Below are 16,691 nucleotides of genomic sequence, written 5' to 3' on the forward strand. Positions count from 1 at the left end.
GCTCTTCCGATCTCGATTAAAACTCAATATTGCCGATCTACAGCAAGAGCAAATTTATCAAATTGCTGAAAAGATTGATCAAGCCGCCATTGCGATTGGACGTTTATAAACACCTTATCCAATATTAATTTAGAGAAAACTTATGAAACAACATCAATACCATGTCACCGTACAACATTTAAAAGATGCGAAAGGACAAGCCTCGACTTATACCGAACGTTTAGAGTTTTATACTGGAAATCATGACGATATTTTTGAGATCGTTGAACGTTTAAATAGTGCTGAATTTTTTGATGATCAAACCACGAAAGCTTTTGCGGTGGGTTTAAAACTTTTCAGCGAAGTGATGCTGGAAAATAAAGATCATCCACTATTCGAAGAATTCTTGCCGCAGTTCGGTCAATTTATGAAGAATCTAAAGCAACATGTAAAGAAACAGGCTGAATGAGTATGGGGGCAAATGGCATGCAACAAACAAAGAAAGCTTTCTTTACTAAATTACCTGCAAAATATGCTGCTTGGATTATGCCATTATTACTATCGGGGCTGATGAGCGCAACATTATCATTGATGAACTTACTAATGAATGTTGGGCTAATAGATGGATTCGCAACGAAGTGGCTGTCAACATGGCTGTTTTCATGGTTGATTGCCTATCCTGTGGTGCTTGTTTTCTTGCCATTGGTGCGACGCCTAACGAGTCTGATTGTGGAGATGCCACTTCACTGAGCGAAAGAATGCTGCTTATCAGTCCTGAGTCAGGATTGTCCCATGCATAACACTCTGCGTATTACCAAAAGACTATATTGAATACTGTTGATATTGTTAAGATCAATAAAACAACTCATTGCACTAGCATAGGTAAAAGAGAGTAATATCATGACTAATAATAACGATTACGATATTTCTGATTCAAAAGATTGTAAAACTTATATCAATCAATTTATTCAAGAGTTCACCATTCGTTCAGCTGAGAATGGCAAGGGTACAATCATTAAACGCGCGTTACCTACGGATGTATGCCAAGCATAAGGATATGGATTTGGGCGAGTTTAGCGTTGAGGTTGACTTTCACAGCAATCGTGAACAACAGGAACGAATCGAACGTCGAGTAATATTTAAACAACCTATTTCACAGGAGTTACAAGAAAAACTTCTCAATGTATGTAGCAAAACACCAGTTACTAAAACTTTGTTACGCAGTTTAGACATAGAGATCGTGATTATTTAAGACTAAAATGCTATTGTGCTTGGGCAAATCATAATTCTAAACGTAACTGTGAGAGGGATTCATACAGCAGTTGCGTAGACAAAGCAGGCACAAAAATGATTACCTTACATTACCTACAATGTTCACGTTCGTTCCGTATATTGTGGGCATTAGAAGAACTTGGTATGGATTATCAAGTTGAGTATTATCAAAGATCGTCCAGTTATGCAGCCCCTGAGAGTCTTAAACAAATTCATCCTTTAGGAAAAGCACCAATTCTGGTTGATGATGAAGAGGTTATTGTAGAATCTGCTGTTATTTTGGATTATTTGCAACAGCAGTATGATGGGCAGCAAAAATTTAAACCAGAACAAGCAAAAGACCAGCGGCAATATTCCTATTGGATGCACTATGCCGAAGGTTCTCTCATGCCTTTATTAGTCATGACTTTGGTGATGAATAATGTGAGTAAGCATGTTCCTTGGGTGATTCGACCTATCGCTGAAAAAGTAACGGATGGTGTAAAAGCTGGATTTGTTCGTCCTCGCATCAAAGAGCACATGCTATACCTTGAACAATATTTAGGCGAGCATGATTATTTTGCTGGAGATTTTTCTTTTGCAGATATTCAGATGGCTTTTCCATTGATTGCAATTCAAAAGCGTTTACATGGAAAATATCCCAACATTCAGGCTTTTGTACACCGTGTGCAACAACGTTCAGCATTTCAGCGTGCTGAGCAAAAAAGTTTAAATTCTCAGTGTGCATAGGGGAACCAATCGTTCCCCTTTATTCGATAGGGTTTAGCGCTTGATGACGATTGAATCAATACCACTATGTTGTAGCGTTTGCTGAGCAGCAAGGGCAGCATCTTGACTATCATAAGGGCCAGAAAACACACGATACCATGTTTGGCCATTTTCCACTGTTTTCACGACATCAGCAGATAAACCATTCAAAATAATTTCTGCACGACGCGCATCAGCACTGTCAGGATCAGGATAGCTACGTACTTGTAAAATATAGCTTGCTTGAGCTGGCACTGCTGGCTCAGTCGAACTAATCGCTGTTGCATCTTCTGTGGTAGTTTCAGGTTTTGGTGATTCAATAATCACGACATTACCTTGTTGTTTGGTTTCAGGTACAGCTTGTTCAGGGATTGGAGTAACTTGTTGTTGTGGCAACAAATCGTAGAAACGATAATCTTTGTTGGTATCTTCTTCTTGATAATGATCGGATGTTACCTGATTTTTTGCTGGAACAGGTTGCCATGGTTGCCATAGCATGAGCATGACACCAACACATAGAATCGCAAGAATTGCCACAAGCATTCCCAACCACTTTGGAATAAGTGGTTTTTTCGGCTTGTTTGGTCGTTCAGATACACCACGTTGCGTTTTTCCAAACACCTGAAATTCCTCTTGATTCTATTGGATTATTTGTAACTTGAATCTGGCTAAAAACAAAGCATTATGTTTGAAAATAATGCTTTGCTTAAGATATCGCCGACCAATGATAGGCTAAGTTTAAAAGTAGATCTGTATAGTGTTGTTAACAACAATATTTCAGATTCAAACTTTTTATTGCAACTGTGTGTATTGATTACATCGCTTCAGGAGCAGATACACCAAGTAACTCTAAGCCATTACGTAAAACTTGCTGTACATTAATTGAAAGCAATAAACGCGCTTGTGATAAAGGAATATTTGTTTCATCAACAAATTTAACGCCATCTTGCGCATACCATCCATGAAATAGCGCAGCTAAGTCTTTTAGATAATTACCAATTTGATGTGGTTCGTAGACATTTGCAGCACGAATCAAAATTTCAGGATAAGCTGCTAATTTAGCGAGAATCTCTGTTTCAGTCTCTAATGCTAAGAGATTAGCAACTTGGCGAGCAGATGCGACATCAAATGTAATGCCTTTCTCTTTCGCGCGGTTCAAAATGCTATTTACACGTGCATGGGCATACTGAATGTAGTACACCGCATTGTCTTTGCTTTGAGAAACGGCAAGGTCTAAATCAAAGTCAATATGTTGTTCAGATTTACGCATCACGTAGTAGAAGCGTGCCGCATCATTACCCACTTCTTTACGTAGATCACGTAAAGTCACGAATTGACCTGAACGAGATGACATTTGTACCATCTCGCCACCACGCCATAAACTCACGAATTGAACTAAAAGAACAGTCAGTTTTTTAGAGTCGTAACCCATTGCATCAATGGCAGCTTTTACACGTGAAATATAACCGTGGTGATCTGAACCCCAAATATCAATCAGGTCAGTATAACCACGTTGTAGTTTATTCAAATGGTAAGCAATGTCAGATGCAAAATAAGTGGTTTGGCCATTACGACGTTTCACCACACGGTCTTTCTCATCGCCAAATTCAGTTGATTTAAACCAAATATTGCCATCTTTTTCATAAAGAAAGCCACGTTGATCAAGCGTCGCAAGTGCTTCATCAATTTTTTCGGTTAGCGAAGCTTCGCTAAACCATTCATCAAAAGTCACGCCAAAGTCAGCAAGGTCATCTTTGATATCATCCAAAATGGCATGTAAAGCCGCTTGGTGAAATACGCGATAGCCCGCACCTAACTGTTGTTGTGAATTGGCGATTAAGCCATCAATGTGTTTTTCTTTATCACCAGACAGAATAACTTTATTGCCTTCGGCATCGAGTTCTTCAGCATATTGAACATCTTCAGGTACATCGTTGTAAATGTCAGCAACTGGACGAACGTGTGCATCGCCATCTTGATCAATAATGCTTTGTGCGATTTCTTTAACATAGTCGCCTTGATAGGCATTTTTAGGGAAAACAAGCGTTTGCCCAGTCAATTCTAAATAACGTAAATAAGTTGATGTTGCCAAAATATCCATTTGGCGACCTGCATCATTGACATAGTACTCACGGTCAACTTGTGCACCTGTTGCTTCCAAAAGATTCGCAACAGTCATGCCGTAAGCTGCACCACGACCATGTCCCACATGCAGACTAGATGTTGGGTTTGCAGAAACAAATTCGACTTGGATTTTTTTAGCTGCATTGGCTTGGCTGCGGCCATATTGGTCTTTCTGTACCTGAATCTGGTCAAGCACAGCAAAGCGCTGGTCTGCGTTTAAAAAGAAGTTGATAAAACCAGGACCTGCGATTTCTGCTTTTGTAATGTCAGCGACTTCAGGCAGTGCTGATAAGATTTTTTCAGCTAGGTCACGTGGTTTCATACCAGCAGCTTTAGAGCCGATCATGGCAATATTGGAGGCGAAGTCACCGTGACTTCGGTCTTTGGTACGGGTTAAATGGCTCGTATTGGTCCAATCGGAAGGAAGTACCCCTTGTTGTTGAAGGGATTGTACCGCATGATCAAGCGCTGATTGTATTGCCGTATTCATAGTTACCGAAATAAGTGTCGCGGAAAAACGCTAAATATAGCAAATTTTGTCGCGTTAACCAAATTGGCAAGAGATTCATTCAAACTGCAATCGGTTAAATGTTATGAGGAACGTGAACTCAGTTTCTGTCCAATAAAAATAATGGCAAAACAAAGCGCCATACACAATACAATACTTAAACCTGTGGCAATGTTGAGCGCCGCACTTGACCACAGCCCAACTGTAACGCCAAATTGTGCCAGTATGAATGCCCAGATCACCATCTGTTTAGGAGAGTGTGCCAGCAAACGAGCACTAAGCGCAGGAATCACCAGTAGCGCACCCATCAGTAGTGAACCCACGGCACGTAATGCCAGTACAGTAAACAAGGCCAGCAACAGCATGAAAACCAGGCGTTGCCAGTTGGCATTGACTCCCTCGCTCATGGCAATGTCGGGATCAATGGCAATCTGGATTTGTGCCGACCATGAACGGTAAAGCACCACAAGGGCGCTGATGATCACGATTGCAAAGATAGGTAAATCGGCCCATTCAATACTGAGCAGGTCACCAAACAGATAACTTAACAGTTCTGGACGTAAGCTCGGTACTTGCTGGATTAATAACAGGCCTGAGCAAAGCAGGGTTGCTGAACACAAGGCGAGCAGGGCATCGTTCGGTAAACGTGAGTCGTGCAAAACCCATAGAATGGCAACCAGCAATGCCGCCAGACAGCCAACACCCAGCCAGAAAGGTAAATGCAGAATACCTGCAACCGCGACACCGAGCAGTGTGCCATGCGCCATGGTGTCTGCAAAAAAGGACATTCTACGCCATAGCATTAAACAACCCAGTGGCGCAGTTAAAAATACCAACAATGTGCCCATGATCCAAGCGGGTAACAGTAGTTGTAACCATTCCATCATGGCTTAGACCTTTGGTTCAGGGTGAATGTGTGGGCGTGGATCATGAGAACAGGGTTCCGCATGATCGCTATGTCCACAATGATTGTGATGGTGCTGATAGAACATCCGTTGCGTACCAAAAATCGCTTGGTATTCAGGATGCTGCTGAATGCTTTCAGGTAAACCACTACAACAAATATGTTTATTTAAACAGACCACACGGTGTGTACCCTGCATCACCCATTGCAGGTCATGAGAGACCATCAGCACCGCACAGCCATAGCGTTCAGGTAGGCTTCTAACATAGTCGTAAAGCTCAGCCTCGGATTGAATATCCAGACCCTGCATCGGTTCGTCCAGCACCAGAATGTCTGGCTGGCGTAACAGGGCGCGTGCCAGTAATACCCGCTGCCGTTCACCGCCTGAAAGTTGTTGTACTTTTGAAGAATGTAATTTTTGAATGCCCGTATCCCGGACAATTTCTTCGCGTAAATCTGCGGCACAAATTTCTAAATCCAGTAAATCTTGAACCCGTAATGGAAGACTGGCGGATGGATTAAACTTTTGTGGGACGTAGGCCATTTTAAGCTTTTTGGAAAAATGAACCTTGCCTTTATTGGGTGGCATGATGCCAAGCAAGACCTTGATCAGGGTGGACTTGCCAGCACCATTCGGACCAATTAGCGTCACAATCTCTTTTGCCTGTAAGGCAAAATCAACATTGCGTAAAATATCCCGTTCATCACGCTGAATCGAGATGTTCTCCAACTGGATCAGTGGAGGAGTTATTGGGGCAGAGTGCACTGGTGACATTTTCCAGAAATTTCAATAATGCTGTGTTGAGCAGAAAATTGGTCAGAGGTGGCAAGCTGATCCAGTTGCTGAATCAAGCCCTGTGCCGATGCCTCCTTAACCGAGTGGCATTCGGTACAAATCAGGAATGCGGCCTGATGCCCCTCACGTGGATGACAGCAGGGAATATAGGCATTAATTGAGGTTAGCCGATGGATTAAGCCTTTCTCGAGTAAGAAGTCCAGGGTGCGGTAAACGGTGGGAGGGGCGGCAGGGCGGTCTGCCTGTCCCTTGATTTTTGCCAGGAGGTCATAGGCGCCCATTGGGGCAGAGGCATTTAAGATGAGTTCAAGCACTTCTTTACGCAAAGGTGTTAAGCGAGCGCCCGCGGCAGTACACAAAATTTCTGCTTCAGCAAGTCGCGCCTTAATATCGTGATGACCGTGAACACCGTGTAAAGCATTGTCATGTTCGTGTGAACAAGAACTCATAAATTGACCTCATTGTTTTTGTAGGGCCTATTGATATTTCGACTATATATAACCTGTGTCGCAGGTGTACCAACAGACGCACTATCATATCATGCAATTCATCTATAACGATCTATATTAAATGGACTGGGTAATAGATAGTGTGATGAATCCTGAAAATAGACATAGGTATTTTTTAACTTTGTTATATTATAACATGATTCGCTTTCTTGAGTAATCCTGTGATGTTGCGCCTTTCTCTTCTGGTCTTGTTGTCAATGTTGAGCACATGGGGCTGGACACAAAGTTTAGTGGTTTCAACACATCCCATTTACCTGATTGCAAAAGAAGTCACCGATGGTGTGGAAGAACCAGTACTGTTGCTGGGTGACCAGACAGGCCATGATGTACAGCTTACTCCAGCCCATCGCAAGGCAATACAGGATGCTTCATTGGTGTTATGGCTTGGTAAAGTGCATGAAGCACCTCTGGACAAGCTGCTCAGTCAGAACCGCAAGGCAATTGCACTGCTGGATTCGGGTATTCTGACCACATTGCCACAACGCAACTTGCGTGGGGCTGCACTGTCGAACACTGTGGACAGTCATGTATGGCTCGATCCCAACAATGCAGTGCGGATCGCTTTCTTTATTGCGACCTTGCGTTCACAGCAATATCCAGAAAACAAGGCGAAATATCTGGCCAATGCCAAGGACTTTGCCCAGCAGATGCTACAGGCATCCCAGCAATATGAAAGTTCGAGTAAATCCAAACCCTACTGGTCTTATCATGATGCCTATCAGTATCTGGAGCGGGCGCTGAACCTGAAGTTTGCAGGGGCATTAACCGATGATCCACATATTGCACCGACTGCTGCCCAGATTAAATATCTCATGGACAATCGGCCTAAAGCACAAATGTGCCTATTGGCTGAAACATCTGCCAGCAGCAGCCAGTATCGAAAATTGAACCCAGTGGTTTTCCAGCCCGTGGATGAAAGCATGCGTGGTGAGGACAATTTTGTAACAGCTTGGAAAAAATTGGCTTCAAAAACCGATAAATGCGTATTAAGTACACAAAATTGATGAAAAAAATAAAAACCAATTGACTCTATCGTCAAAAAATGGGCTAACGAAAAAAACAGACTTAAGTCGAGAAAAGATTGCATGTTCAGGGGTGTAACTCTATAATGCCTGCGATTCAAAACAATCATGATTAAAACTTGTCAAGCAGTTATGCTGTAAGTGGGTAAAAAATGAGCCGAACTAGTCGCTTGATTGACCGACGATTAGCAAAAGCTTTGGTCTTCTTACAGGCGTGCATGATTCCTGTGGCAGCGTTGCTGGCATGGTTGATAAAAGACACCACTGCGGCCCTGAGTGCTGCGCTTGGGGCACTGGTTTGTTGGTTGGCGCATTGTTATTTTGCCTGGCAGTCGTTTAGGACAGCTGGGGCACGGGCGTCAAGACAGGTCATGCTGAATATGTATCGGGGAATGCTCGGTAAGTTTGCAATTGTGATTGTGGGTTTTATTTTAATTTTGAGCAATGTCAAACCGTTGTCAGCGGTAGCATTGTTTTGTGGGTTTATCCTCGTTCAGGCTATGTCGTGGGTTGCACCATTCTGGGTGTCACGTCTTCAGCAACGAGAATGAAACACATTTTTGAGATTTTTGGAAGAGGGTACGAGATTTTTGCAGTTCGCAGGATTCGTTCCGCTTCTTTTTAATGATTGACATTGACCAGGTGTGATTTATGGCTGCTGAAGAACATGCCCTGACTTCGACCGAGTATATCAAGCATCACTTGACCAATATGACCTATGGCAAAATGCCTGATGGTACATGGAAATTGGCTGAGACTGCTGAAGAAGCTCAATCGATGGGGTTCACTGCAATTCACTTGGATTCAATGGGTTGGTCTATCGGACTTGGTGTTATTTTCTGTTTGTTGTTCTGGATAGTTGCGAAAGCTGCAAATGCTGGCGTTCCAACTAAATTCCAATCTGCAATCGAAATGATTATCGAGTTTGTGGACTCAAGTGTTCGTGATACTTTCCACGGCAAATCGCGTTTAATTGCTCCTTTATCATTGACCATCTTCGTGTGGATTTTCCTCATGAACGCAATGGACTTGATTCCTGTAGACTGGATTCCTTATCTAGCTCAACAGATTGGTGCAAGCGTGTTTGGTATGGACCCTCACCACGTGTATTTCAAGGTTGTTCCATCTACAGATCCTAACATTACCCTTGGTATGTCATTGTCTGTATTTGCACTAATCTTGTTCTATAGTATTCGTGAAAAAGGGATCGGCGGTTTCGTCGGTGAATTGGCACTTAACCCATTTAACCCAAGTAACCCAGTTGCAAAAGCGTTATTGATTCCAGTGAACTTGATTTTGGAATTAGTAACTTTTCTTGCTCGACCAGTTTCGTTGGCTCTACGACTGTTCGGTAACATGTATGCGGGTGAGTTAATCTTCATCTTAATCGCGTTATTACCGTTCTGGATTCAATGGGCGTTATCTGTGCCTTGGGCTATTTTCCACATTCTTGTAATCACGTTGCAAGCATTCATCTTTATGATGCTGACCATCGTTTACTTGAGCATGGCAAGCGAAAAGCATTAATGGTATTGCCTAATTATCAATCGATGGTTAGGCTTAAATTTTAGTTTAATTTGGTAATAACCTAACCTCTGAGGAATTTTTCATGGAACTCACTTTAGGTCTAGTTGCAATTGCATCTGCTATCTTGATCGCTTTCGGTGCTTTAGGTACTGCGATTGGTTTTGGTCTTTTAGGTGGCCGCTTCTTAGAAGCTGTTGCTCGTCAACCAGAATTGGCTCCACAACTTCAAACTCGTATGTTCTTAATTGCGGGTCTTCTTGATGCTGTGCCTATGATCGGTGTTGGTATTGGCTTGTTCTTCATCTTCGCTAATCCATTTGTAGGTTAATAGCTTAATTCCTAAATCCACATATTGAGGAATAGCGAAATGAATATCAACCTCACATTGATTGGTCAAGCGATTGCATTTGCGTTCTTTGTCGCATTCTGCATGAAGTTTGTTTGGCCACCACTAATCAATGCGATTAGTGAGCGTCAGCGTAAAATCGCTGATGGCTTAAATGCTGCTGAAAAAGCAAAAGCTGACCTTGCTGATGCGCAAGCACAAGTTAAGGCAGAATTAGACGCAGCAAAAGCACAAGCGGCTCAATTGATCGAACAAGCGAACCGTCGTGCAGCGCAATTGGTCGAAGAAGCGCGTACCCAAGCATCTGCTGAAGGTGAGCGTATTCGTCAACAGGCGAAAGAAGCTGTTGATCAGGACATCAATGCTGCTCGCGAAGAATTACGTCAACAAGTTGCTGCCTTGGCAGTTGCTGGTGCAGAAAAAATTCTGAACCAACAAGTTGACGCAGAAGCTCATAATGCCATGCTGAATCAGCTGGCTGCTAAACTTTAAGCGAGGGAAATATGGCTGAACTCTTGACGTTGGCACGCCCATACGCTAAAGCAGCGTTTGCTTATGCATCTGAGCAGAATGCAACTGACACTTGGTCAAATGCATTACAATTGCTCAGTGCTGCGGTGCAAGATGAAGCATTTTCCGCTTATTTAAATCGTCCTGAATTGACTCCTGCGGAGCAAGTTGGTCTGTTTACAAAAGTTTTAGGTGAAGATCAATCAGCAGCGCTGTCTAATTTTCTGACACTGCTTGCTGAAAATGATCGTATTATCTTATTGCCTGAAATTGCAACAGAATACGAACAACTTAAATCGCAGAATAACAACTCATTGGAAGTAGAAATTGAATCTGCTTTTCCAATGGATGCGAGACAAGAGCATATTTTAGCTCATGCGCTTGAAAAACGTTTTAACAGAACTGTACATGTGACTGTTAACGTTAATCCAGCGTTAATCGCAGGGGTTGTGATTCGTGCAGGCGACCAAGTGATAGATGACTCTGCGCTTAACAAGCTTGAAAAAATGCGGACTCGTCTTCTTGCCTAACAGCAAAAAGACTGAACTTAAAAAAGATTGAGGAATAGCGCAATGCAACAACTGAATCCATCCGAGATCAGTGCGCTCATTAAACAGCGTATCGGCGATCTGGACACCAGCGCGACCGCGAAGAACGAAGGTACCATCGTCATGGTATCTGACGGTATCGTGCGTATTCACGGTCTTGCGGATGCAATGTACGGTGAAATGATCGAATTCGACGGCGGCTTATTTGGTATGGCACTGAACCTAGAACAGGATTCAGTGGGTGCCGTTGTTTTAGGTAACTACCTAAGCCTGCAAGAAGGTCAAAAAGCTCGCTGTACTGGTCGCGTATTAGAAGTTCCAGTTGGTCCTGAACTTCTTGGCCGTGTCGTAGATGCTTTAGGTAACCCAATTGATGGCAAAGGCCCAATTGATGCAAAATTAACTGATGCTGTTGAAAAAGTGGCACCAGGTGTAATTTGGCGTCAATCAGTGGACGAACCCGTTCAAACTGGTTATAAGTCAGTTGATACCATGATCCCTGTAGGTCGTGGTCAACGTGAGTTGATCATTGGTGACCGCCAAACTGGTAAAACAGCAATGGCGATCGATGCGATCATCGCTCAGAAAAACTCTGGCATTAAATGTGTATATGTTGCGATTGGTCAAAAACAATCAACAATTGCAAACGTGGTACGTAAGCTAGAAGAAACTGGTGCTATGGCGTATACAACTGTTGTCGCAGCTGCGGCAGCTGATCCTGCAGCTATGCAGTATTTAGCTCCGTACTCAGGTTGTACAATGGGTGAATACTTCCGTGACCGCGGTGAAGATGCGTTAATTATTTATGATGATTTGTCTAAGCAAGCTGTTGCTTACCGTCAAATTTCATTGTTATTACGTCGTCCACCAGGTCGTGAAGCGTATCCAGGTGACGTATTCTATCTTCACTCACGTCTTCTTGAGCGTGCTTCGCGCGTTTCAGCTGACTATGTTGAGAAGTTCACGAACGGTGCAGTAACTGGCCAAACTGGTTCTTTAACTGCGTTGCCGATCATTGAAACTCAAGCGGGTGACGTATCTGCATTCGTACCAACCAACGTAATTTCGATTACTGACGGTCAGATCTTCTTAGAAACATCATTATTCAACGCAGGTATTCGTCCTGCAGTGAACGCGGGTATCTCTGTATCGCGTGTTGGTGGTTCTGCTCAAACTAAGATCATCAAAAAATTGTCTGGTGGTATCCGTACTGCTTTAGCACAATACCGTGAATTGGCTGCGTTTGCTCAGTTTGCTTCTGATCTTGATGAAGCAACGCGTAAGCAACTTGAGCATGGTCAACGTGTAACTGAGTTAATGAAGCAAAAACAATATGCTCCATACTCAATTGCTGACCAAGCTGTTTCTGTATATGCATCTAACGAAGGCTACATGGCTGACGTAGAAGTGAAGAAAATCGTAGACTTTGATGCTGCGTTAATCTCTTACTTCCGTTCTGAACATGCTGCGTTAATGCAACAGATCGATGAAACTGGTGATTACAACAAAGACATCGAAGCAGCATTCAAAGCAGGTATTGAGAGCTTCAAAGCGACTCAAACTTACTAATTTTAGCAATAGCTAAAACTTTAGTTAAGTTTGGTTCACGGATCAACCTTCGGAAGCTCGAAAGGGCTTTCGAATACTAGGTTAAGCGTATGGCAAATTTAAAAGAAATTCGCGCCAAAGTAGCTAGTATCAAGAGCACGCAAAAGATTACTCGCGCGATGCAAATGGTAGCTGCTTCTAAAATGCGTCGTGCGCAAGAGCGCATGGCTCAAGGCCGTCCGTATGCCGATAATATGCGCCGTGTAATTGCTCACTTAGTTCAAGCAAACCCTGAATACAAACACCGTTATATGGTTGACCGCCCAGTTAAGCGTGTTGGCTATATCGTAGTGTCTTCAGATCGTGGCTTGGCGGGTGGCTTGAACATTAACTTGTTCAAGAAAGTTGTGCAGCATGTCAAAGCACAACAACAGCAGTCAATTGAAGTTGAATTTGCTTTGATTGGTCAAAAAGCGGTTTCGTTTTTTAAGAATTACGGCGGTAAAGTGCTTGGTGCAACGACCCAACTTGGCGACGCGCCGAGTTTGGAGCAGTTAACTGGCTCTGTACAAGTTATGCTTGATGCATTTGATAAAGGCGAATTAGATCGTATCTACCTCGTTTCAAATGGTTTCGTCAATGCAATGACTCAACAGCCTAAAGTAGAACAACTTGTTCCTTTAGCACCAGCGCAAGCAGGCGATGATCTCAACCGTACTTATGGTTGGGACTATATCTACGAACCAGAAGCAGAAGTATTGTTGAATGGTTTGTTGGTTCGCTATATCGAGTCTATGGTTTATCAAGGTGTGATTGAAAACGTTGCATGTGAGCAGTCAGCTCGTATGGTCGCGATGAAAGCGGCGACAGACAACGCAGGACAATTGATTAAAGACCTACAGCTCATTTACAACAAGCTGCGTCAAGCCGCGATTACTCAGGAAATTTCCGAGATCGTTGGCGGTGCCGCTGCCGTTTAACATTATTAGTTTGAATTGAGGAGACAGCAATGAGTAGCGGTCGTATCATTCAGATCATCGGCGCGGTTATCGACGTCGAGTTTGAGCGCAATAGCGTTCCTAAGATCTATGACGCTCTCCAAGTTGACGGTACTGAAACTACACTAGAAGTTCAGCAACAGCTTGGCGATGGTGTTGTTCGTACCATCGCAATGGGTTCTACAGAAGGTCTTAAACGTGGTCTTAATGTAACCAGTACAAATGCACCGATTTCTGTTCCAGTTGGACCAGCTACGCTTGGTCGTATCATGGACGTTTTAGGTCGCCCTATTGATGAAGCAGGTCCTGTAGCGACTGAAGCGCGTTTGCCAATTCACCGTCAAGCGCCTTCTTATGCTGAACAAGCAGCTTCTACTGATCTTTTAGAAACAGGTATTAAAGTCATCGACTTGCTTTGCCCGTTCGCAAAAGGTGGTAAAGTTGGTTTATTCGGTGGTGCGGGTGTTGGTAAAACCGTTAACATGATGGAGTTGATCAACAACATCGCGAAAGCACACTCAGGTTTATCTGTGTTTGCTGGTGTTGGTGAGCGTACTCGTGAAGGTAACGACTTCTATCACGAAATGAAAGATTCTAACGTTCTTGACAAAGTAGCAATGGTCTACGGTCAGATGAACGAGCCACCAGGTAACCGTTTACGCGTAGCGTTAACTGGTTTGACGATGGCTGAATACTTCCGTGATGAAAAAGACGAAAATGGTAAAGGTCGTGACGTATTATTATTCGTCGACAACATCTACCGTTATACACTTGCAGGTACTGAAGTATCAGCATTGTTAGGTCGTATGCCATCTGCGGTAGGTTACCAACCGACACTTGCAGAAGAAATGGGTGTTCTTCAAGAGCGTATTACGTCTACTAAGTCTGGTTCGATCACATCGATCCAAGCTGTATACGTACCTGCGGATGACTTGACTGACCCATCACCTGCAACAACGTTTGCTCACTTAGATGCAACAGTAGTATTGAGCCGTGATATCGCATCTTCTGGTATTTACCCAGCGATCGATCCACTTGACTCAACTTCACGTCAGTTAGACCCATTGGTTGTTGGTCAAGAGCATTATGAAATTGCACGTTCTGTACAGAACGTATTGCAACGTTATAAAGAGCTTAAAGACATCATCGCAATCTTGGGTATGGACGAGTTAGCAGAAGAAGATAAATTGGTTGTTTACCGTGCGCGTAAAATCCAACGTTTCTTCTCTCAACCATTCCACGTAGCTGAAGTGTTTACTGGTGCTCCTGGTAAATTAGTACCACTTAAAGAAACGATTCGTGGCTTTAAAGGTCTATTAGCTGGTGAATACGATCACATTCCAGAACAAGCGTTCTATATGGTTGGTGGTATTGACGAAGTGATTGCTAAAGCCGAGAAACTTTAATTAGCAACTCTAATTTAAGGAGATTCTCATGGCGATTATGCAATGCGATGTTGTAAGTGTTAAAGAGTCGATTTACTCTGGACAAGTTACGATGTTAATCGCAAAAGGTGCGGGTGGTGAGTTAGGTATTTTACCTGGACATGCACCACTTGTAACTTTACTCCAACCTGGACCGATTCGTGTTCAGTTGGAAAATGGTACGGAAGAAATTGTTTACGTATCTGGCGGTGTGTTAGAAGTTCAACCTCATGTTGTGACTGTGCTTGCAGATACTGCAATTCGCGCTGACAACTTGGATGAGGCTGCAATTATGGAAGCTCGTAAACAAGCTGAACAATTGTTAGCCAACCAAAAGAGTGATTTGGACTCGGCTGCTGCTCTTGCTGCGCTTGCAGAAACGGCGGCTCAGCTTGAAACCATCCGTAAAATCAAGAATCGTGCAATGTAATTGCAGATTTAAGATTGAGAAAGCCACCGAAAGGTGGCTTTTTTATATGGAATCGAAAATTAAAATAAACGGATTTTAAGCGTTTGAATCATCTTTATTGCCGAGTACTAAGGTTGCCAGTTTGACTATATCCATTTGAATGGTGTTGAACTGCTTTTCAATTTTTGCAAAATCTAGCTGGGCAATGTCCAGTTGACCATGCAGCAAGGGCATGCTCAGAAGCTGCTGGTTGGCTGTAAGTAGACTCTGGCGAATCTGGTCAACCTCATTACTTTTTAGGTTTAGTGAAAGTAAAGTGTCATGCAGTCCGTGTAATTCCTGCTTAAGTTCACCTGTGGTATTTTGCAGTTGCTGAACATTTTGATCCTGAATTGCCTGTTCAAGGCTGCTTTGTGACTGTTTTAACAAGGCCACATAATCATCGGTCTCAAGCTGCAACTTTGCAATATCGCGTGCGATGTTGAGCATATCGCCATGACTCAGGTTTTGGGTGTCCTGTGCCTTGATCATTTCGATGCTGTTATCCTGATTCGCTGTTGGAGCAGGCTGTTCAAATTCAGACTCTTGTTCCACCTGCTCATTGTCATGGGGAACTTGATCACAGCCTGTCAGTGTAAATGCAGCAACAAGTGTCATGGCTGAAAGGATGGCTTTGATCGACTGGTTTTCCATCATGGCTGAACTGCACCAAAATATGTGAATAACGTCACTATAATGAAAAAATATGAGTAAAAAAGTGATTTTTGTAATTCATTAAGATTGCTTATGTAAAGAAGAGGGGCTACTAAGATTATAGCCCAAAATCTTTTGATGATTTAGGTAAATGATGTTGTTCAGATATTCATATCTCCAAGCCAAAGGAAGTAGCCACCATAGCTATTGAACTTGAATTCTCCTCCAATATTTTTGCCTTGCTCGGTTAATTGGTGTTTACCTTTATCATTAACTACTAAAAAACCTTTTTGGACAAATTGTTCAAGAAGCTCATTGGTTTTGAGCTTATGTTTTGCCGCAAGTTTAGAGGTGGTTAATTTGCTGAAATCCTCTTGTTCATTATTGTCTTGAACAGTCTCGAACTCTTTAACTTCATCAAGAGAAATACGAACTTCATCGCTGATCCGAATAATGCGTTGAGCTTCTTCGTAGGCGTCTTTAAATACGGTTGCATCTTGATCTTTTTCTATCAGGATACCCATTTCATTATTGTTGACTTGGCTAAATTCATAAAGATTTAGACTAGAGATAATGCAAGTTGATTCGTTTATATAACACTTGGCATGTAGATTTTTGCAGAAGCTGACTCGTACATAATCGAGTTTTTGCATCCATTTAATTTCATCAGGATGCAAATCACTTTTTCCATAAATGATACGAATATCTATTTTTAAACGATTTTTGTCTTCTAAAAGTTCTTTGATACGATCATTCAGTTTTAAGAAAGGACTAATTAAAATCAATCTTTCTTTAGCATTCTTGATCAGTTCCTCTAAATAAAAAAG

The 16,691-nt window shown here is 42.7% G+C and carries 20 protein-coding genes and 3 pseudogenes; 16 read left to right on the forward strand and 7 right to left on the reverse strand.

Features of this window, described 5'->3' with window-relative positions; genetic code table 11:
- The 6 genes and pseudogenes from B4H32_RS12140 to B4H32_RS12165 form a co-directional block, all read left to right on the forward strand.
- Window positions 1-109: pseudogene (locus B4H32_RS12140) on the forward strand (hypothetical protein); the annotation flags it as partial.
- Window positions 110-142: 33 nt separating this feature from the next.
- Window positions 143-448, forward strand: a complete 306-nt coding sequence (locus tag B4H32_RS12145) for a DUF3861 domain-containing protein (RefSeq protein ID WP_004758584.1) — start codon at window positions 143-145, stop codon at window positions 446-448.
- Between the two features lie 2 nt (window positions 449-450).
- Window positions 451-729 carry a DUF2798 domain-containing protein gene (locus B4H32_RS12150; RefSeq protein WP_286803286.1) on the forward strand — a complete coding sequence of 93 codons (279 nt, stop codon included), beginning with the start codon at window positions 451-453 and terminating at the stop codon, window positions 727-729.
- A 150-nt stretch (window positions 730-879) separates the two neighbouring features.
- Window positions 880-1,014 (forward strand): annotated as a pseudogene (locus B4H32_RS12155) (hypothetical protein); the annotation flags it as partial.
- Window positions 1,010-1,231 (forward strand): annotated as a pseudogene (locus B4H32_RS12160) (OsmC family protein); the annotation flags it as partial. The pseudogenes B4H32_RS12155 and B4H32_RS12160, both read left to right, overlap by 5 nt.
- A gap of 95 nt (window positions 1,232-1,326) precedes the next feature.
- Window positions 1,327-1,980, forward strand: a complete 654-nt coding sequence (locus B4H32_RS12165; protein WP_004798054.1) for a glutathione S-transferase family protein — start codon at window positions 1,327-1,329, stop codon at window positions 1,978-1,980.
- Between the two features lie 33 nt (window positions 1,981-2,013).
- Here the strand turns inward: B4H32_RS12165 and B4H32_RS12170 are convergent, their stop codons facing one another.
- From B4H32_RS12170 to B4H32_RS12190, 5 genes are all read right to left on the reverse strand, one after another.
- Entirely contained in the window at window positions 2,014-2,619 is a 606-nt protein-coding gene (locus tag B4H32_RS12170) for an SPOR domain-containing protein (protein ID WP_286803275.1), read from the reverse strand.
- Between the two features lie 193 nt (window positions 2,620-2,812).
- Entirely contained in the window at window positions 2,813-4,612 is a 1,800-nt protein-coding gene (gene argS / locus B4H32_RS12175) for an arginine--tRNA ligase (protein ID WP_286803277.1), read from the reverse strand.
- Window positions 4,613-4,713: 101 nt separating this feature from the next.
- The gene (znuB, locus tag B4H32_RS12180; RefSeq protein WP_004674090.1) at window positions 4,714-5,517 is read right to left on the reverse strand and encodes a zinc ABC transporter permease subunit ZnuB; all 804 of its coding nucleotides are present in this window, start codon (window positions 5,515-5,517) and stop codon (window positions 4,714-4,716) included.
- Window positions 5,518-5,520: 3 nt separating this feature from the next.
- On the reverse strand, window positions 5,521-6,309 hold the full coding sequence (gene znuC, locus B4H32_RS12185) for a zinc ABC transporter ATP-binding protein ZnuC (RefSeq protein ID WP_262450562.1): 789 nt from the start codon (window positions 6,307-6,309) through the stop codon (window positions 5,521-5,523).
- Window positions 6,282-6,779, reverse strand: coding sequence for a transcriptional repressor (locus B4H32_RS12190; protein ID WP_004680061.1), 498 nt, complete (start codon window positions 6,777-6,779; stop codon window positions 6,282-6,284). The genes znuC and B4H32_RS12190 overlap by 28 nt, the downstream gene beginning before the upstream one ends.
- A 224-nt stretch (window positions 6,780-7,003) precedes the next feature.
- Between B4H32_RS12190 and B4H32_RS12195 the strand changes: the two genes are divergently transcribed.
- From B4H32_RS12195 to B4H32_RS12240, 10 genes are all read left to right on the forward strand, one after another.
- The gene (locus tag B4H32_RS12195; RefSeq protein WP_004674087.1) at window positions 7,004-7,843 is read left to right on the forward strand and encodes a metal ABC transporter solute-binding protein, Zn/Mn family; all 840 of its coding nucleotides are present in this window, start codon (window positions 7,004-7,006) and stop codon (window positions 7,841-7,843) included.
- A gap of 170 nt (window positions 7,844-8,013) precedes the next feature.
- On the forward strand, window positions 8,014-8,412 hold the full coding sequence (locus tag B4H32_RS12200; protein ID WP_010589287.1) for an ATP synthase subunit I: 399 nt from the start codon (window positions 8,014-8,016) through the stop codon (window positions 8,410-8,412).
- A gap of 100 nt (window positions 8,413-8,512) precedes the next feature.
- Complete coding sequence (gene atpB, locus B4H32_RS12205; protein WP_004680059.1) at window positions 8,513-9,388, forward strand: F0F1 ATP synthase subunit A; 876 nt, start codon at window positions 8,513-8,515, stop codon at window positions 9,386-9,388.
- 82 nt (window positions 9,389-9,470) lie between these two features.
- On the forward strand, window positions 9,471-9,716 hold the full coding sequence (atpE, locus tag B4H32_RS12210) for a F0F1 ATP synthase subunit C (RefSeq protein ID WP_000424060.1): 246 nt from the start codon (window positions 9,471-9,473) through the stop codon (window positions 9,714-9,716).
- A gap of 39 nt (window positions 9,717-9,755) precedes the next feature.
- Window positions 9,756-10,226, forward strand: a complete 471-nt coding sequence (locus B4H32_RS12215) for a F0F1 ATP synthase subunit B (protein ID WP_004756633.1) — start codon at window positions 9,756-9,758, stop codon at window positions 10,224-10,226.
- 11 nt (window positions 10,227-10,237) lie between these two features.
- Window positions 10,238-10,774, forward strand: coding sequence for a F0F1 ATP synthase subunit delta (locus B4H32_RS12220; RefSeq protein WP_004680055.1), 537 nt, complete (start codon window positions 10,238-10,240; stop codon window positions 10,772-10,774).
- A gap of 42 nt (window positions 10,775-10,816) precedes the next feature.
- Entirely contained in the window at window positions 10,817-12,361 is a 1,545-nt protein-coding gene (atpA, locus tag B4H32_RS12225; protein ID WP_004656522.1) for a F0F1 ATP synthase subunit alpha, read from the forward strand.
- Window positions 12,362-12,450: 89 nt separating this feature from the next.
- Window positions 12,451-13,320 (forward strand): F0F1 ATP synthase subunit gamma, encoded by an 870-nt coding sequence (gene atpG / locus B4H32_RS12230; RefSeq protein ID WP_004674080.1) that lies wholly within the window; start codon window positions 12,451-12,453, stop codon window positions 13,318-13,320.
- 29 nt (window positions 13,321-13,349) lie between these two features.
- Entirely contained in the window at window positions 13,350-14,744 is a 1,395-nt protein-coding gene (gene atpD, locus B4H32_RS12235; protein WP_004680053.1) for a F0F1 ATP synthase subunit beta, read from the forward strand.
- 28 nt (window positions 14,745-14,772) lie between these two features.
- Window positions 14,773-15,192, forward strand: coding sequence for a F0F1 ATP synthase subunit epsilon (locus B4H32_RS12240; RefSeq protein WP_004674078.1), 420 nt, complete (start codon window positions 14,773-14,775; stop codon window positions 15,190-15,192).
- Window positions 15,193-15,267: 75 nt separating this feature from the next.
- Here the strand turns inward: B4H32_RS12240 and B4H32_RS12245 are convergent, their stop codons facing one another.
- A complete protein-coding gene (locus B4H32_RS12245; protein ID WP_286803283.1) occupies window positions 15,268-15,867 on the reverse strand; it encodes a hypothetical protein in 600 nt (199 codons plus the stop codon).
- A 158-nt stretch (window positions 15,868-16,025) separates the two neighbouring features.
- A partial coding sequence (locus B4H32_RS12250) for a phospholipase D family protein (RefSeq protein WP_286803284.1) occupies window positions 16,026-16,691 on the reverse strand: 666 nt, incomplete at its 5' end.

It is taken from the genome of Acinetobacter sp. UBA2063, assembly GCF_002333245.1.
Classification (GTDB): domain Bacteria; phylum Pseudomonadota; class Gammaproteobacteria; order Pseudomonadales; family Moraxellaceae; genus Acinetobacter; species Acinetobacter parvus.

Bases quoted from the DNA above. Each gene is read 5' to 3' on its own strand.
- atpA (WP_004656522.1), top strand. From the start codon at position 10,817: ATGCAACAACTGAATCCATCCGAGATCAGTGCGCTCATTAAACAGCGT.
- atpB (WP_004680059.1), top strand. From the start codon at position 8,513: ATGGCTGCTGAAGAACATGCCCTGACTTCGACCGAGTATATCAAGCAT.
- B4H32_RS12240 (WP_004674078.1), top strand. From the start codon at position 14,773: ATGGCGATTATGCAATGCGATGTTGTAAGTGTTAAAGAGTCGATTTAC.
- B4H32_RS12195 (WP_004674087.1), top strand. From the start codon at position 7,004: ATGTTGCGCCTTTCTCTTCTGGTCTTGTTGTCAATGTTGAGCACATGG.
- B4H32_RS12220 (WP_004680055.1), top strand. From the start codon at position 10,238: ATGGCTGAACTCTTGACGTTGGCACGCCCATACGCTAAAGCAGCGTTT.
- atpE (WP_000424060.1), top strand. From the start codon at position 9,471: ATGGAACTCACTTTAGGTCTAGTTGCAATTGCATCTGCTATCTTGATC.
- argS (WP_286803277.1), bottom strand. From the start codon at position 4,612: ATGAATACGGCAATACAATCAGCGCTTGATCATGCGGTACAATCCCTT.
- B4H32_RS12215 (WP_004756633.1), top strand. From the start codon at position 9,756: ATGAATATCAACCTCACATTGATTGGTCAAGCGATTGCATTTGCGTTC.
- B4H32_RS12150 (WP_286803286.1), top strand. From the start codon at position 451: ATGGGGGCAAATGGCATGCAACAAACAAAGAAAGCTTTCTTTACTAAA.
- znuC (WP_262450562.1), bottom strand. From the start codon at position 6,309: ATGTCACCAGTGCACTCTGCCCCAATAACTCCTCCACTGATCCAGTTG.
- atpD (WP_004680053.1), top strand. From the start codon at position 13,350: ATGAGTAGCGGTCGTATCATTCAGATCATCGGCGCGGTTATCGACGTC.
- B4H32_RS12190 (WP_004680061.1), bottom strand. From the start codon at position 6,779: ATGAGTTCTTGTTCACACGAACATGACAATGCTTTACACGGTGTTCAC.
- B4H32_RS12145 (WP_004758584.1), top strand. From the start codon at position 143: ATGAAACAACATCAATACCATGTCACCGTACAACATTTAAAAGATGCG.
- znuB (WP_004674090.1), bottom strand. From the start codon at position 5,517: ATGATGGAATGGTTACAACTACTGTTACCCGCTTGGATCATGGGCACA.
- atpG (WP_004674080.1), top strand. From the start codon at position 12,451: ATGGCAAATTTAAAAGAAATTCGCGCCAAAGTAGCTAGTATCAAGAGC.
- B4H32_RS12200 (WP_010589287.1), top strand. From the start codon at position 8,014: ATGAGCCGAACTAGTCGCTTGATTGACCGACGATTAGCAAAAGCTTTG.
- B4H32_RS12165 (WP_004798054.1), top strand. From the start codon at position 1,327: ATGATTACCTTACATTACCTACAATGTTCACGTTCGTTCCGTATATTG.
- B4H32_RS12245 (WP_286803283.1), bottom strand. From the start codon at position 15,867: ATGATGGAAAACCAGTCGATCAAAGCCATCCTTTCAGCCATGACACTT.